We start from the raw sequence: 16,518 nt of genomic DNA, 5'->3' as shown, positions 1-16,518 counted from the left end.
ACAGCGACTTTCAGATGAACAAAAAAAAGGAGCTCTAATGAGCTCCTTATTTAGTTACGACTTAATGCTTTTGCTTAGAAAATACTTAAAAAGTGTTTCCTATAGATGCTCTAGAATACCGAGACAGCTCTGTTTCGCATCACCAAACAACATCTGCGTATTCTCTTTGAAGAACAGTGGGTTTTGCACACCTGCGTAACCTGTGTTCATCGAACGTTTGAATACGATAACGTTCTGAGCATTCCAAACTTCAAGTACTGGCATGCCAGCGATTGGGCTGTTTGGATCTTCAAGTGCTGCTGGGTTCACAGTGTCGTTTGCACCGATAACCAAAACAGTATCGGTCTCATTGAAGTCATCGTTGAGTTCATCCATTTCAAGAACGATATCGTAAGGTACTTTTGCTTCAGCAAGTAACACATTCATGTGACCCGGTAACCTACCAGCAACTGGGTGGATACCAAATCGAACATTGATGCCCTGCGCTCGTAGCTTCTCAGTGATTTCATGCACTGGATATTGAGCTTGAGCTACTGCCATGCCATATCCAGGAGTGATGATGACTGACTTTGAATTTTTCAGCATGTCAGCCACGTCTTCAGCTGATGTTTCGCGGTGTTCACCTTGCTCTTCATCACCATCAGACACAACCACATCTTGGCCGAATCCACCAGCAATAACGCTGATGAAAGAGCGATTCATCGCCTTACACATGATGTAAGAAAGAATTGCACCTGACGAACCAACCAATGCACCGGTTACGATAAGCAGATCGTTCGCAAGCATGAAACCTGCCGCTGCTGCTGCCCAACCAGAATATGAGTTCAGCATAGAGACAACCACTGGCATATCTGCGCCACCAATCGATGCCACTAGGTGGTAACCGAATGCGAATGCGATAAGAGTCATCACCATTAGCGCGAACATGCTGCCGTCCGCTTTAACGAACATAATCATCAGTAGTGTAGAAACTACGATCGCCGCTAGGTTCCACTTATGCTTATGAGGGATGTTCAATGCAGACGAAGAGATAACGCCGCGAAGCTTACCAAACGCAACAATAGAACCCGTGAACGTCACCGCACCGATAAACACGCCAAGGAACACTTCCACTAGGTGGATCACGTGCTCTGCATGAATATCAGCAGGGTTGATAGAAACGGTAGCAGGTGGGTCAATGTAACTGTTGTAACCTACAAGTACTGCTGCCATACCTACGAAGCTGTGCAGAATTGCCACCAGCTCAGGCATTTCAGTCATTTCTACTTTTCTTGCGTAGTGGATACCAATACCACCACCGATCACCATAGCAATGATGATCCATACAATACCTGCAGAATGTGGGCCAAAGATCGTCGCGATCAACGCGATTGCCATACCCGTGATACCGTAATAGTTACCTGCACGCGCAGATTCCTGTTTCGACAACCCAGCCAAGCTCATAATAAAGAATACAGCAGCCACAATATAAGCTGCTTGTACTAATCCTTCAGACATCTGTCACTCCTTAGTCTTTACGGAACATTTCAAGCATACGTTTGGTTACGGTAAAGCCACCAAAGATGTTGATACTTGCAATTAATACGGCAATAAATGATAAGAACGTGACAACGCCACTTCCTTGTCCTATCTGTAACAGTGCACCGACTACAATGATTCCTGAAATCGCGTTAGTTACGGACATCAAAGGCGTATGCAGAGAATGGCTTACATTCCAAACGACGTAATAACCCACCACACAAGCGAGTACAAAAACGGTAAAGTGAGATAAGAACGCAGCAGGAGCAACTGAAGCTACCCAAGCAAATGCACCTACAGCAACCGCCATGCCTGCCACTTTCTTAATTGGAGAAACCAGCTCTTCAACTTTAGGCTCCGGTTTAACCGCTTTGGGCTTAGCTTGTTGTGGTTGAGCTGAAACTTGAATTGGTGGTGCAGGCCAAGTGACTTCACCCTCTTTAACCACGGTAACACCGCGTAGCACGACATCTTCAAAGTCAATATTGATGTTGCCATCTTTCTCTTTGCAAAGCAGTTTCAGCAAGTTAACTAGGTTCGTTGCATACAGTTGAGATGATTGAGTCGGTAGTCGACCAACCATATCTGTGTAACCTACCACTTTCACGCCGTTAGCCGTTGTAATGACTTGATCCGCAACGGTATATTCACAGTTACCGCCATTGGCTGCCGCAAGGTCAACAATCACACTACCAGCACTCATGCTGTCTACCATCTCTTTGGTAATCAGCTTAGGTGCCGGACGACCTGGGATCAGTGCCGTTGTAATGATGATATCGACATCTTTAGCTTGAGCTGCATACAGTTCTTCAGCTTTCTTATTGAATGCTTCAGACATCTCTTTTGCGTAGCCGTCGCCCGCGCTGGTATCTTCCTTGAAATCCACTTCCAAGAATTCAGCGCCCATAGACTCGACTTGCTCTTTTACTTCAGGACGAACATCGAACGAACGAACGATCGCACCCAAACTACCCGCAGCGCCAATTGCTGCTAGGCCAGCAACACCCGCACCAGCAACCAGTACCTTCGCTGGTGGAACTTTGCCTGCCGCCGTAATTTGACCTGTGAAGAATCGACCAAACTCATGCGCCGCCTCAACAACAGCACGGTAACCCGCGATGTTAGCCATAGAACTCAATGCATCTAACGCTTGAGCTCTTGAAATACGAGGTACAGAATCCATCGCCATCACGTTAATATTACGAGTGGACAATTGTTCCATTAATTCTGGGTTCTGAGCTGGCCAAATAAAGCTGACCAATGTTGCGCCATCTTTAAGAAGATCAATTTCATTTGTAGTTTCGTCAACGATCGGAGCGTTAACTTTAAAAATAATATCGGATTTCCAAGCTTCATCTGCGGTGACAATTTTTGCTCCAGCTTGTTCATAAACTGCATCTTCAAAACTTGCTAACGCACCTGCTTGTGATTCAACACAAACTTCAAATCCTAATTTTAGAAGCTGTTCTACCGATTTCGGCGAAGCAGCAACTCGCGTTTCACCTGCGAGTGTTTCTCTTGGTACACCAATTTGCATAGCTATTCCTTGACTATTGGCACAATGACTTATTCGTTTGTATCTAACGACAACTAATACTTCAAGCGTTTTATTCAAAGAACAGGAAAAGTTATTACTTATAACGATTTGGATGGAATTGGAGCACTTCATTTGAAGAAATGACGCCTCTTTTGAGCCAAGAGGTCAAACCACTTGCAAATATTCCTTTAAATAACAACCTACTAGCTGTTCTTTGTTCCTAAAACTAAAAAGAGCTTTCAGCATATACACTGAAAGCTCTCTAAATTATGACCAACATCAATTCTAACCCTATTTGGTTAGCTAAAAATGCTATCGCCCATTTGGTCGATGAACATCTGCGATTTTTTAAGCATCAGTTCATCGGCATCTTGTTTGTTTGAAACAACATCTGAACGAATAAAACGATGGGTTTTGATTTCACCATCAAATTCTTTCTCGATTCGCCCAGCTACACGGTATTGACCAGATTCAGCAATGGCATCTTGATAGATATTGAAGCCTTTGTATTCGACTGGCTCAATTTCTACTTTTTGTTCGGTTTTTTCTTTGCCACTAAATAATCTAGAAAAGAATCCCACGTTTTTACTCCTTAAATGACCGCATTAACCGTAAACTATCATGACTGTTTACCGCTCAACAATGGCTTTTCATACCATTGCAATTCTACGTCATCATCAAAATTATGTTGACTAAAGATAACGGGTACATTGTCGTCACGCTCGCGTCTTCTGTCGTCAATGATCATACTTTCTGCATTTTTGACCGCGATCTCACTATTTCGTTTATACAGTACCAATTTATCCTCTGGCAATGCCGATAGAAAATCGACGTCGAAGCGAATATAGATTGGTTTAAGCTGACCTAAAGCCAAACACGCAAGATCGGCTAACTGCTCGTTGGTATAGCCAGAAACATACTCTTCTGTCGCTAATACATTTCCCACCAAAGTTTCCATATAGTTATGGACATCGACACTGATTTGCATAATACACCTCCATGTTGATCGGTTGTTTCTAGTTTAATCGTTGTTGTAGCTAATCATTGTTGTAACTCATCGCGGTTGTTACTAACCGCTTCTGCAGCTAGGCGTATAACATCTGTTCATTGCTACTTAGGTAACCACCTAACTCTTGAGCACAAACTATGTTGATTTAGTTAAGTATCAATAACGGCTGTTTCATTTATCATATATACTGTTTAGCTCGTTCTTAGGTTAATAGCAACTGAAACACATATAAATTTAGTTGTACAATTAGCGAGCTATGATCATGTTTTTGCTATAATTTAATGAAAAAGCTTGGCAATTGCTTGTTTACCCGTATCCTACGTATAAAATTAAAATATAAGATCATCATTATAGTTAGGCTCACCACATAAATGACATCTTCTTTCGTCACGTCGAGCATATTTCGATTTTGCTTTCCCTTACTTCTATTAGCAATATTACTTGCAGGTATGAACAACGTCATCCTAGTGACGGATTCAAACTTAGGGTTTGCTAGCAACCTCCCATACATTCTATTGAGCGTTGCGGTTTTGCTGTGCCACACATTTAAGCAAGGTCGTATGGCCATGGTGTCCTTAACCATGCTCGTCGCATACCTCATCATTCAAGTTCGTTTACAAACGCCACTCAACACAGGCACCACTCTATTAGAACTGTCTCTGTTAACCGCTTTAGTCCCTGTAACATGCTTACTGGTGTATGCCTTCCCAGATAACGGCGTTAACTCGAAATCCATGTTCCTATATGCTTTGGTTCTCGTTCTGTTTACGGTATGGGCACAATTAATTGTTTCTCATTTCCAGTCAGGTGGATTTGAGTCATGGAGCGAAGGTATCCTGTTTATCGTTAACGGATTCTCGAGGCTACCTTTCGTTTTAGTGCTGTATAGCCTTTGTTTACTTGGCCTTACTTCGATTTTAGTTCTGGTATACAACCGCGCGATTGATGTTGTCGTATACAGCGCAATTTTACTTTCTACTAGTACATTCATATTTTTTGATGTGCAATACATCTCTAGTACGATGTTCTCGCTGTCTGGTACGTTATTCATTATCTATGTCGTCTCTGCTAGCCACGATATGGCCTTTAATGACCGTTTAACTAACATTCCTGGCAGACACGCCTTAGAAGTGGATATGAAGCACTTAGGGCGAAAATACTCAATGGCGATGGTTGATATCGACCACTTCAAGAAATTTAACGATACCTACGGGCATGACATTGGCGACGATGTGTTGAAGTTAGTAGCACGTATATTGAGTGAAACAACCGGTGGTGCAAAAGCTTATCGCTATGGTGGTGAAGAGTTTACGATTATTTTTAAAGGCAAATACTCGGAACAGGTTAAAGAGCACCTTCAAGTTCTCATTTCGGAAGTACAAAACTACGATATGACGATTCGAAATAGCAACGATCGCCCTGACGACCATGAAGTCGGCATTAAAAAGCGTGGTCAGAGCAACAAATCAACTGAAGTCGTAAACGTAACGGTGAGCATTGGGCTGTCTGATAGTAGAACCACTAAACAACCCGTAGAAGTCTTGAAACTTGCCGATAACGCACTGTACAAAGCAAAAGAAACTGGCCGAAACAAGCTGTGTGTCGATAGTTAAAGACGTTGAAAGTCTTGGAATGTAAAGCTCTGAACATCGTAATTTAACGGTGTGAACATCGAAAGCGTTGGTGCTTAGACTAATCTTGGTTAAAGAATATGACTAAGCTCCCTCCTTTCAAACTACTTCCGTAATTGATAGTAAACCCTATTCCTACATTATCGACCCAGTCATTAAACAGATTTGGGTTAAGCAACCAACCTACACTAGCTTCGTAGTAAGCTGTAGTGCCCATAGACGCGACAGTATCACCACCAATATCTATTCTTCTTATACTCGAATACATGGATGTGATGTTTTTGTCCCAACGAACTAAGTCATAGAAGATCTTAGCTTCATTTGCTATGTACCAACCTTCTGGGTGACCAATGTTACCGTTATTGGCTTCTCCCCAACCTATACCATTAAAGTAATGCCAACTGGTACTGAGTTTATATTTTCCCCAGTCATTCTTATCTTCAAACATCAACTTTATCTTAGGCTCTATTATGTATGCCCAAGCATCCGTGTTCAGATAAAGACCATCCAGGCGACCTTGAATTGGTGCAAGCAACGAAGAACGATATTCAAAATCGTTTCGATAATAGGAAATATGGTTACCAATTGCAGAACTAAAACTCAAGTATTCGTTTAACTGGGATACGTTCGCGTACTCAACGTAACCAGAAACAACAGACTCTTTTTGAAAGTCGCTTATCGTTGAACTGGCATATTGAACATCCTTCTCTATCCGCAACGCAGATAAACGAAGTGTTACTTCTTGATGGTTGTCTTCAATATAACTTGGCACTTCAAAGGTATAAGGAAGGCTGAGGGACGCGATATTTTGTCGGCGACTTACTGAGTCATTAGAGCCAATATCTTCATTGTCCAAACTAAAGACTTTGTTGGGATCAAAATTATTTATGCCAAAGGTAAACACATCCGTATCATTGAGCAAAACACTCGTTGCGAAGGTTTGTTCAATGTCTTTCCTGACCAGTTCAGAGAGTGAAGCTGCGTTAACAGCGGTTGGAGACACGGAAACAAACAGAGTTAATACAAGACCTTTGTTTGAGTTAGTCATGACGAATGACTTGGAATGCTGCATTTCTTTTATCACTTAGGTCACTTCCTAGCTTATAAGCTACTAGAAGTATAATTCAGGTTACTACCGAAGCTCGTCAACTATTGCTCAAGCTCTATAATATCGCGTTGTATGTAGGTATTTCTTCCACTTTGCTTGGCCTGATACAGTGCTTGGTCAACCTTTTCGTAAATAGAAGCGATAGCTTCACCACCTTCAGGGATGAATGACAACACACCTTGTGACGCTGTCACTCTGTCAGACACTGCTGAGTAGTCGTGGACGTAGTTCATTTGATGCAGTGCTTCTTTTACACGATTGGCCTGTAAATTAGCCGCGGAGCTGTCGGTATCACTCAGAATGATGACGAACTCTTCACCGCCGTAACGTCCAACAAACTCTCCAGCTCGAACAAAGAGCTCTTTCAAAGTATTGGCAAGCCCTTGCAGGCACTTATCCCCTTGAATATGGCCATAGTTATCGTTGTAAGGCTTAAAGAAGTCAACATCGAGTAGTATGACGGTCATGGATATATTACGTCGTCCGTGCCACGCAATGCTCTCTTCAAGCTTAGTATCCATATATCGTCGGTTGTACAATTTGGTTAGGCCGTCTTCGTTGGCTTGTTGTTGCAGTAAAATATTCAGTTCTTCGAGTTTGGCGGTACTCTGTTTTAACTCTCGTCTCATGTGCGCAATACGCTGCATCGCAATCAACTTAGAGTTCAAAACAACTTTGTTTACTGGTTTGATCAAATAGTCATCGCCGCCGGCATCAATCGCTTTTGCGATCATTTCAGGCTCTTCATGACCGCTCAAAAAGATGATCGGAACCCATTCTGGGAATTGCCGACGAACTTCGTTTGCGACCTCAAAACCATCCATGTCTGGCATGCTGATATCCAGTAACACGAGTTCAGGATCAAAATCAGAATAAACATTCAGGGCTTCTTTTCCGCTACCAACAGCTTCTACAACATGACCCAGTTGCTTGAGTCGAATAGCGAGTTGCATCCTATCCAGTTGAACGTCATCAACTAGCAATATGCGCATCGAAGATCCCTTTTCTATCATCACATCACCTTTATCTAGTGTTGAATATTCAAAGTAGCTCAAATTTGGGCTTAAATCATGCCCTAATCTCTATATTATATTGACTTTTTTACAGATCTTTTTAGCATTGTTTCTTTTTAAAGAGAAATACTATGTCAGACGCTACAAACAACGAAGTACAAGAAATCGATTTAACCACTATCTCACCAGAGCTTCGCCAAGTTATCGAATTTGATGAAGTGCCTAAAGAGATGCACAACATGGTTACTTCTATTCACGAAGTGTCTGAAGAAGCAGTGCGTGAAACTTGGAGCAGCCTTCCAGCAAGCGCACAAAATGTTTTAGACAACTTCGAGCAATTCCACGCTCTAATCTCTGTTAGCCAAGCTTTCGCTGGCGTAAACATGATGGAGGAGTTCCCTACTCTTAAACTTCCAGAAGGCATGACTGATGAAGAAAAAGAAGAGTACCGAGCTCAACTGCTTGACCAAATTTTACATAACTGTGTAAAAGACATGGCTAAGCAAATCAAGAAAGCGCGCCGTGATGCTATCTTGAAGCGTGATTTCAAAGAAGTTTTCATCCGCTAAGCCATTCAGAGCACCTAAATTTAGGTTAAATGCTTAACGAAAACTTAATGATTAAGCCGTATGTTATTTAAAACATGCGGCTTTTTTGTACCTGCAGCTTTTTCTATACGTTCTTTTTCTGCTCGCTTCTTCTATTATTCGAACGTAACGTCTGGGTTCTTGTTAGTGCAGGGGTTCTCATTGTGGCTCTTATAATTCTAACTTTTCTCATCGCACGAAAGTATACATACACACTCATATAGTATGACGCAAAACTGGCAGTTACACCCTATAAAATGACACATGTAGTCATTTATGGAATCAAGATCGAGTCACAGAATCAAGATCGAGTTTTACCCGTTCTAAAATGAAACCAAAAACCAGGTACGTCTTGGGATCTTAATGTATTACCGCTAGATCTGAATATCTTATCGCATGAGCTTGCTGCATAAGCTTAGTGCGTTATCGCGATATCTCTTTGCGCGACACTCACGCCTTTAATTTGTGCGTAGACACGTTGTCCAATTTCTAAATTCAGCTCATCCAGCGCCCACAATGTAATAGTCGCCCATAGGTAGCATCCGGCCTCAAGTTCTAACTCGACAGCGACACTCTGCTTATTCGAGCCTTGCTGGTGCGTCTCTACCCTTTTAATAGTGACAGGAAGGATATTACGTATCGAAGTGCCTTGCGGCTGCTGTAACGTGATAGAGACATCATTTGCCCTCACTTGCAGCCTTACCGTAGTGCCAAGCTCGCTCGACACCTTTTGAACCCAAAGTGACGTTGATTTACCTAACGTTAGACGTGACAACGCATAATCATCATTATGTTCCGCTAATGTCGCTTCAAACAACGAACTTTGCTCTGAAAAAGATTGCCACGGTTGCATGGCTCTCGATGCCCATACCTCTTCCGTCATCCCCGATGAAATAACTTTGCCTTGCTCAATGATCACAAGGTGATTTGCCAAGCGTAATATTTCATTGAGGCTATGAGTGACATAGATAATCGGTATTTGAACGGTTTCAGATAAGTTTTCCAGAAACGGCATTACTTCACGCTTACGAGGTAAGTCCAGAGACGCCAATGGCTCATCCATCAATAGAATGCTGGGCTTAGACAACAGTGCGCGGCCAATCGCAACACGTTGCTTCTCACCGCCAGACAGACGGGCTGGATAGCGATCAAGCAGCGAGTCCAACGATAGCAGCGAGACTATTTGTTCAAAGTGCGCGTTATCGACGCATTTCATGCCGTACTTTAAATTCGCCGCTACCTTCATGTGTGGGAACAATCGTGATTCTTGGAATACATAGCCGACGTTGCGTTTGTGCGTTGGTAAGTTGATGCCATTTTCACTATCAAACAGAATGGTTCCAGATACGCTGATCAAGCCACTATCTGGTTGTTTGAGACCACTAATGGCATTGATAAGTGAAGTTTTACCTGCACCAGAACGACCGAAAATTGCCGTAATACCAGTACTTGGCAATTCTAAGTCAATATCAAAAAACGTTTCACCAAGCTGTTGCTGATATTGGAGGACCAAAGTGCTCATGCGACTCATGCGTTGCCCCCCAAACGTTTTGCTGACTTTTTGTTGAGCCATTCAGAAAGTATCAGTGAACTCAGTGCGATCACTATTGAGATGACACACAAACGAGCCGCTTCCATTTCAGCTCCAGGGGTTTCAATAAAGGTATACATGGCTAAAGGAATGGTTTGAGTTTCTCCAGGGATATTGGAAACGAAGCTGATGGTCGCACCAAACTCACCCAAGCTTCTCGCAAATGAAAGCATGGTGCCAGTAATGATCCCTGGGATCATCAGAGGTAAAGTGATGGTGAAAAACACACGAAGAGGTGAAGCACCTAGCGTGGCTGCAGCCTCTTCAAGTTTACTGTCTACGGTTTCTAAGCTCAGTCGTATAGAACGTACCATCAGAGGCAATGCTACGACCACACACGCTAGAGCAGCGCCCTTCCAGCTAAAACTGAATACAATACCAAACACGTCATTAAGCCAAGAGCCAATAACACCTTGTCTCCCCATCATCACTAGTAGTAAATAACCAATAACCACGGGTGGAAGCACCAAAGGCAAATGGACAATGCTCTCTACAACGCTTTTGCCTAGAAATTGTTTTCTAGCGAGTAGCCACGCTAAGCCGATGCCGATAGGAATAAGCCACAAGATGGCAAACCCAGCGACTTTCAAGCTCAGCATTAAGGCTTGGTATTCGTATTCCGATAAATACATCATTTAGCGCACTTCAAATCCAAAACTGTTTAATGTGTTCTTCGCTTTTTCGCTCTTTAGGAACGTGTAGAACTCTTCTGCGACGACTTTATCGCTCAATCTCGCTACAGGGTAACGTATTGGTGTGTGTAGATCGGCTGGGAACGTCGACACTAGCTTCACTTCTTTAGAAAGCAACGCATCTGTTTTGTAGACAATGCCAAGCTTAGCTTCACTGCGTTCTACCAAAGCCAATGCCATACGTACATTGTTACTTGGTGCCAATCGAGTCTTCACATCGTCCCATACACCTAACGTTTCTAGCGCTTCTTTCGCATAGATACCCGCAGGAACCGACATGGTGTTGCCAACTGCAAGTCTTTCATTCATTAGAAGTTTAGCCCATTGGTCAGCGTTTGAGAGGTCCAAAGATATTGGCGTCTCTTTCGGGGAAATTAGCACGAGTTCGTTTTCGCACAAGTTTGTGACATTGTCACTAAAAGCCAACTTACGATCGACTAAATGCGTCATCCATTTTTCGTTTGCCGAGATAAAAATGTCTGCTGGCGCGCCTCGTTCAATTTGGCGCACCAAAGACGACGTGCTCGCATACACTGGAATAACATCGACAGAATGATCTTTCTCAAACTCTTCAACCAACAAGTTAACCGCATTCGTCATAGACGATGCAGCATAAACTCGTAGTTTTTCAGCAGCCAAAAGATAAGTAGAATTCAGTGCCGAAGCTAAGACGATAGTTAAAAGGATGACTCGTTTTTTCATTATTCTCATTTAATCTATTGTTCGTTTAAATTCTTGAGCTAACTTCTACGTTGCGGCCTAAGCTGGTAATTCAGGCCAAAGCAGGTCAAGGTTCAAGTGATCTTCGATGGCATCAGCGATTCGATTGATACCCAACTCTTTAAGCTGTTCATGGTCAATCGCTGTCACATCATTAGCACCTGCCCATTCGCAAATAAGCGACAATGCATCACTGTTATCGAATACGCCATGCAGGTAAGTACCAAAAATTGAGTTATCTTGATTCACAGCACCATCAACACTGCCAGATTCTAACTGAACAGGTAATACCGTTTCATTGACATCAGTCCTACCTACGTGGATTTCATACCCTTTTACTTGTGCAGTTTTGCCATCAAGTGTCATGGTTCCACACACATTGGTTAAAGTTTTCTGCTGTGTTAGTGTCGTTTCAGTATCAAGATACCCCAACCCTTCACTGCTTCCTGATTTCCCTTCAACGCCATCTGGGTCGTGGATGATATTCCCTAGCATCTGATAACCGCCACAAATACCCATCACTTTCCCGCCCAAGCGAAGATGACGCTGAATATCTTTATCCCAACCTTGCTGTTTTAGGTATTCCAAATCGGCTCTTACCGATTTTGTTCCCGGCAATACAATCAAATCAGCGTTGTTCAGGCGCTCGCCTTTGCCTACGTAACGTAAATCAATCGACGGGTTAAGTCGCAGAGCGTCAAAGTCTGTATGGTTACTGATTCGAGTTAGTACTGGCACTACAACCTTAAGTTTAGCTTCTCCATCAGACTCTTGGGCTGAGGTAATGGCATCTTCCGCTTCTAAGTTAAAACCATGCAGATAAGGCAAAACCCCTATCACAGGCTTACCTGTTTTCTCTTCTAGCCAATCTAAACCAGATTGAAGTAACGCAATATCGCCTCTAAAACGGTTTATCACAAAGCCTCTTACGCGCGCTTGTTCAGATTCAGATAATAGAGCTAATGTGCCGTAGAGGTGTGCAAAAACGCCGCCACGATCAATATCAGCAACGATGATCACTGGGATGTCTGCCTTTTCAGCAAAGCCCATGTTCGCGATATCGTTTTCTCGAAGATTTATCTCTGCGGGACTGCCCGCACCTTCAATCATCACGCTTTGGTATTCTTCAGAAAGTCGATCAAACGAATCGATAACCGAATTCATCGCAACTTTCTTGTAGTCGTGATATCCGGTCGCTTCCATATTCGTCAGTGCTCTTCCTTGTAGAATCACTTGCGCACCCGTATCTGAATTGGGTTTTAGCAATACAGGATTCATATGGACGGTAGGCTCAATATTACAAGCTTGTGCCTGAACCGCTTGAGCACGACCAATTTCGCCACCATCTTTTGTCACTGCGCTATTTAGCGCCATATTTTGAGGCTTAAAAGGTGCCACTTTGATGCCTTTCCTTGCCAAAACACGGCATAAACCTGCCACCAAAACACTTTTTCCGGCATCTGACGTTGTCCCTTGAACCATAAGGGCGTTTAACGGTGATCGCATCTGTACTTAAATCCTTTATTTCTTAATTTTCAATTTATAGCTGTGGGCAATATTTCTCTGCCTCCATCTTAACGTCATTGTCGTGTAGATGCTCAATAAAATGAATGGAAAATGAATGTGTTACTCACTCTGGATTCAACCCCAGTGTTGTTTAATAGCTCCATCGAAACGAAGCTTACAAACAAAATAAGCGCACTCACGAAAAGAAACGTTTCAAATTAAGAAAAACGTTTCTAATAAAAACAACATTAAGGGATTCACCATGAAAAAAACTGTATTAGCTATCGCATCTACTATTATCCTCGCTCCTACTTTCGCAATGGCTAGCGACCATCACAGCGACAGTAATCACAACAATAGCGACAGTAACCACAAGCATCAGAGCGCTATTGCGTACACGGGACCGATTGAAACCGTTTCAGTTGCGACTCTACTAGCAGACACCAGCATGTTCGCAGAGCAAGAAGCAATCGTAGATGGCAAGATTGTTCGTCAACTAAAAAACGATACGTTCGTATTCTCTGATGGTCAGAGTGAAATTCAGATCGAACTGGATGACGATATCCTTCTAGCGCAACCGCTCACCGCAGATACAAAAGTTCGTATATTTGGCGAATACGAAGGTGGTAAAACGCCAGAGATCGAAGTAGATCATATTCAAGTTTTGTAAGATACGAACTCCGTACCGTCGACTTCAAAGACATGATTTATAACAAATGGCCTGCATATTGCAGGCTTTTTTGCATTATAATGCCGAAAAATATAATTAATATGGAGTCACCATGCTAGGTAGCGCAAACAAGACGGTCCTTTTGGGGTTGGTTACACTGTGTTCATTCTCTGCGTATGCAAACAACTTTAACTACAATACATTTGAGCTACGCACAGGTATTAGCCCTAGTACATTTGGTGGCGAAGTCACAACAATGTTCACTCAAAACTCACACTTTGTTGCTCGAATCGATTCTGAATTTGAAGGGGATTGGGATGCGGCTGTAGGTATGGGGTTCAACGGCCCAATTAATCAGTTGGCTGATATTACTGGACAGATGTTACTGCACAACATCGAACGTAATGATGGTAACCACATTAAAACTGAAATCAATATTGGTTTAAGAGCTTGGTTGCTGGCAAACATTGAAGTTAACGCCCGCCTTGGTCAACTCGTCGACAGCGACGACACGAGTTCAATTGTCGGTGTAGGGGCTCGCTTCCACTCAACAGAACAGCTTTCAGTAGGTATAGACCTTCGAAATAACGGTACTTACGGACACCAGTTCTTAATGTCAGCTCGATTTGGCTTTTAAGTCTATTCAACACTTATGATCCATCAGTGATCAAATGTTAAATTCGATTGTTTAAACGGTAACTTAAAGGCTAATAGTCTCGTGACCTATTGGCCTTAATGGCTGATTTTGCAACTAAAAACTAAACATTTAGCTTAAAATCCTCGAAAATCACCCTTTCTCGTCACTTCCGTTTATAACTCATTTTTATGCTATTCATTTATTGATAAAAATCAGTAATAAAATATCTTTACGGTAATACGGCGTACTGCTACTCTCTTCCAAATTTCTAATAGAGTGAAGTACCGTAAATGGGTGTTAGCAATATTTCAATCAAGAACAAATTAACATTGATGTTTGTTGTCATTATTTTCGCAATGACTATGATTCAGACTTATGTAACAGGTAAGCAACTTCTTAACGAAACCTATCGTTCCATTCAGCAATATTCAAATACACTAACTGATACAACGGTATCGGGTATAGAAAAATGGATTGAAGGCCGAATTAACGTTGTAAATGCAGCGAAAAATTCATTTACTTTTACCGATGACCCAACCAGCTATTTAACTCAAAGTACGAGTGCTGGTAAGTTCCAAATTGCCTACGCAGGGCTTTCTGACGGTCGCTTTCTTCTAGGTGGTGATTTGCCAGTACCGCAAGATTACGACCCACGTACTCGAGATTGGTACAAAGCGCCTATGGCGGCAGGTCAAACAGTCGTCACTGAACCCTATGTTGATGTGGCTACGAATGACCTAGTGGTAACAATTGCAAGCCCATTCAATACCAACGGGTTCTCTGGCGTTATTGGTGCAGACCTGAACTTAAACACCCTCATCAATGATATTGTAAGTATTGAGCAACCTGGTGTTTACGCTTTTCTTGTCGATGGTAAAGGTAATATTGTTGCCCATAGAGACCGTGGCCTAACGCTAAAGCCTGTTTCTAATATTTCAAACAACCTTTCTGCTCAGAAAATCAAATCACTTGCGCAAAATCCAGAATTTGAAGAGTTAACCATTAAAGGTACCGACTCCCTTCTTTCTGCTCAGAAAGTTCCTCATACAGACTGGTACTTCACTGTTGTTATAGATAAAGATCACTCTTTTGCTTCTTACTATTCATTAGTTCGTCAGTCGGTAATATTTGGTCTAATACAACTTGCTGTAATCGCATTTGTTGCGATGTTTATCATCAAGAAAGCACTGTCGCCATTAACGACACTAAGCTCGGCAATGGAAGCATTGTCCAAAGGTGACGGCGACTTAACACAGCGTATGACTGTTCATAGTAAAGACGAGATTGGCACCCTAGCGCATCACGTCAACGCGTTCATAGCAAAACTTCAAGAGATAGTGCGTGATATTGCGGGCTCTTCGAACCAGCTTAATCAGCAATCTGAAATTAGTACCAATGTCGCTCGTCAAACAAGTGAAGGTCTATCAGTCCAACTTCACGAAATTTCTCAGATTGCTACAGCCGTACATGAAATGTCGGCAACAGCAGAAGAAGTAGCAAACAACGCGCAAATGACGGCTGATTCAGCGATCAGTTCAACAGAGAATTGTGAACAAGGTAAGCAAGTCATCATTCGTAACCAAGATTCCATCACTAGTCTTGCTCAACAAGTTGAGAACGCTTCAGGAATCATTCAAGAAGTTGAGAAGAATGCGTTAGACATCAACACTATTCTATCAACCATTTCTGATATTGCAGAACAAACTAACCTATTGGCCTTAAACGCAGCGATTGAAGCAGCACGTGCGGGTGAACAAGGTCGCGGTTTTGCGGTTGTGGCAGATGAAGTTCGTGTTCTTTCTCAACGTACTCACAGTTCTACAGACGAGATACGCGAAATGATCGAGACTCTTCAGAAAAACAGCGTCAGTGCGGTTGAATCAATGCAACGTAGCCAAGATTTGGCGCAATCAAGTGTCGATGATGCAAACAATGCGACTATTGCACTGGAAGAGATCGCGACATCGATTCAACAGATCTCGGAGATGGCTTCACATATCTCGAATGCTGCTTCTGAGCAAAGATCGGTTACCGGTGAAGTCAGTAAGAATATTCAGTTGGTTAATGATGTATCAGAAAACATGTCTACTGAGGCTGATAACTCTCGTCACTTGTCTGAAGAGTTGCGCGGTATTGCTCAACAGTTGAATACTCAAGTTCAATTGTTTAAATACTAGACGTACGGATAATTCGTTCTCGTTCTCGTTCTCGTTCTTGGGCGCGGTTAAACAATTTTTTTAACCGCGTTTAAAATTAGAACCAACATCAGAACGACAAAAAGCCCCCGACCACTATTGTG

Annotated in this window: 15 protein-coding genes; 5 read left to right on the top strand and 10 right to left on the bottom strand. The window is 42.5% G+C overall.

Annotated elements, in window-relative coordinates:
• Positions 1-99: 99 nt before the first annotated feature.
• The 4 genes from pntB to AB4513_RS23765 all read right to left on the bottom strand — a co-directional run bounded on the left by pntB (position 100) and on the right by AB4513_RS23765 (position 4,043).
• Positions 100-1,497: a Re/Si-specific NAD(P)(+) transhydrogenase subunit beta gene (gene pntB / locus AB4513_RS23780; protein WP_009845361.1), complete on the bottom strand. Its 1,398-nt coding sequence runs from the start codon at positions 1,495-1,497 to the stop codon at positions 100-102.
• A 10-nt stretch (positions 1,498-1,507) separates the two neighbouring features.
• Entirely contained in the window at positions 1,508-3,055 is a 1,548-nt protein-coding gene (pntA, locus tag AB4513_RS23775) for a Re/Si-specific NAD(P)(+) transhydrogenase subunit alpha (RefSeq protein WP_102258012.1), read from the bottom strand.
• 299 nt (positions 3,056-3,354) lie between these two features.
• A complete protein-coding gene (locus AB4513_RS23770) occupies positions 3,355-3,636 on the bottom strand; it encodes an HlyU family transcriptional regulator (RefSeq protein WP_012600627.1) in 282 nt (93 codons plus the stop codon).
• A gap of 38 nt (positions 3,637-3,674) precedes the next feature.
• Positions 3,675-4,043 (bottom strand): late competence development ComFB family protein, encoded by a 369-nt coding sequence (locus AB4513_RS23765; RefSeq protein ID WP_009845358.1) that lies wholly within the window; start codon positions 4,041-4,043, stop codon positions 3,675-3,677.
• A 392-nt stretch (positions 4,044-4,435) separates the two neighbouring features.
• On the opposite strand from AB4513_RS23765, the gene AB4513_RS23760 reads away from it, so the two are divergent.
• Positions 4,436-5,677, top strand: a complete 1,242-nt coding sequence (locus AB4513_RS23760; RefSeq protein ID WP_012600626.1) for a GGDEF domain-containing protein — start codon at positions 4,436-4,438, stop codon at positions 5,675-5,677.
• Positions 5,678-5,756: 79 nt separating this feature from the next.
• On the opposite strand, the gene AB4513_RS23755 is transcribed toward AB4513_RS23760, so the two are convergent.
• Together AB4513_RS23755 and AB4513_RS23750 are read right to left on the bottom strand one after the other, a co-directional pair.
• Positions 5,757-6,743 carry a Solitary outer membrane autotransporter beta-barrel domain gene (locus AB4513_RS23755; RefSeq protein WP_372071326.1) on the bottom strand — a complete coding sequence of 329 codons (987 nt, stop codon included), beginning with the start codon at positions 6,741-6,743 and terminating at the stop codon, positions 5,757-5,759.
• 101 nt (positions 6,744-6,844) lie between these two features.
• Positions 6,845-7,816 (bottom strand): diguanylate cyclase, encoded by a 972-nt coding sequence (locus tag AB4513_RS23750; RefSeq protein WP_170962720.1) that lies wholly within the window; start codon positions 7,814-7,816, stop codon positions 6,845-6,847.
• A gap of 131 nt (positions 7,817-7,947) precedes the next feature.
• On the opposite strand from AB4513_RS23750, the gene AB4513_RS23745 reads away from it, so the two are divergent.
• Positions 7,948-8,385, top strand: coding sequence for a DUF3069 domain-containing protein (locus AB4513_RS23745; RefSeq protein WP_017098271.1), 438 nt, complete (start codon positions 7,948-7,950; stop codon positions 8,383-8,385).
• 433 nt (positions 8,386-8,818) lie between these two features.
• Here the strand turns inward: AB4513_RS23745 and modC are convergent, their stop codons facing one another.
• Genes modC through AB4513_RS23725 form a run of 4 tightly spaced genes read right to left on the bottom strand, consistent with a single transcriptional unit; the run spans position 8,819 to position 12,912 of the window.
• Positions 8,819-9,925, bottom strand: coding sequence for a molybdenum ABC transporter ATP-binding protein ModC (gene modC / locus AB4513_RS23740; protein WP_041473213.1), 1,107 nt, complete (start codon positions 9,923-9,925; stop codon positions 8,819-8,821).
• A 5-nt stretch (positions 9,926-9,930) separates the two neighbouring features.
• A complete protein-coding gene (modB, locus tag AB4513_RS23735) occupies positions 9,931-10,629 on the bottom strand; it encodes a molybdate ABC transporter permease subunit (protein WP_012600622.1) in 699 nt (232 codons plus the stop codon).
• Entirely contained in the window at positions 10,630-11,388 is a 759-nt protein-coding gene (gene modA, locus AB4513_RS23730) for a molybdate ABC transporter substrate-binding protein (protein ID WP_012600621.1), read from the bottom strand.
• Positions 11,389-11,445: 57 nt separating this feature from the next.
• Complete coding sequence (locus AB4513_RS23725) at positions 11,446-12,912, bottom strand: cobyric acid synthase (RefSeq protein ID WP_012600620.1); 1,467 nt, start codon at positions 12,910-12,912, stop codon at positions 11,446-11,448.
• A 262-nt stretch (positions 12,913-13,174) separates the two neighbouring features.
• Between AB4513_RS23725 and AB4513_RS23720 the strand changes: the two genes are divergently transcribed.
• The 3 genes from AB4513_RS23720 to AB4513_RS23710 all read left to right on the top strand — a co-directional run bounded on the left by AB4513_RS23720 (position 13,175) and on the right by AB4513_RS23710 (position 16,396).
• The gene (locus AB4513_RS23720) at positions 13,175-13,582 is read left to right on the top strand and encodes a YgiW/YdeI family stress tolerance OB fold protein (protein WP_102249595.1); all 408 of its coding nucleotides are present in this window, start codon (positions 13,175-13,177) and stop codon (positions 13,580-13,582) included.
• Between the two features lie 112 nt (positions 13,583-13,694).
• Positions 13,695-14,219, top strand: a complete 525-nt coding sequence (locus tag AB4513_RS23715) for a hypothetical protein (protein WP_009845348.1) — start codon at positions 13,695-13,697, stop codon at positions 14,217-14,219.
• A gap of 290 nt (positions 14,220-14,509) precedes the next feature.
• Positions 14,510-16,396 carry a methyl-accepting chemotaxis protein gene (locus AB4513_RS23710; protein WP_017101870.1) on the top strand — a complete coding sequence of 629 codons (1,887 nt, stop codon included), beginning with the start codon at positions 14,510-14,512 and terminating at the stop codon, positions 16,394-16,396.
• Positions 16,397-16,518: the final 122 nt, after the last annotated feature.

It is taken from the genome of Vibrio sp. 10N.222.54.E6, from assembly GCF_041473955.1.
Classification (GTDB): domain Bacteria; phylum Pseudomonadota; class Gammaproteobacteria; order Enterobacterales; family Vibrionaceae; genus Vibrio; species Vibrio tasmaniensis_A.
Note: the sequence above shows the minus strand (reverse complement) of the source record. Positions and strands in the feature narration are given on the sequence as shown.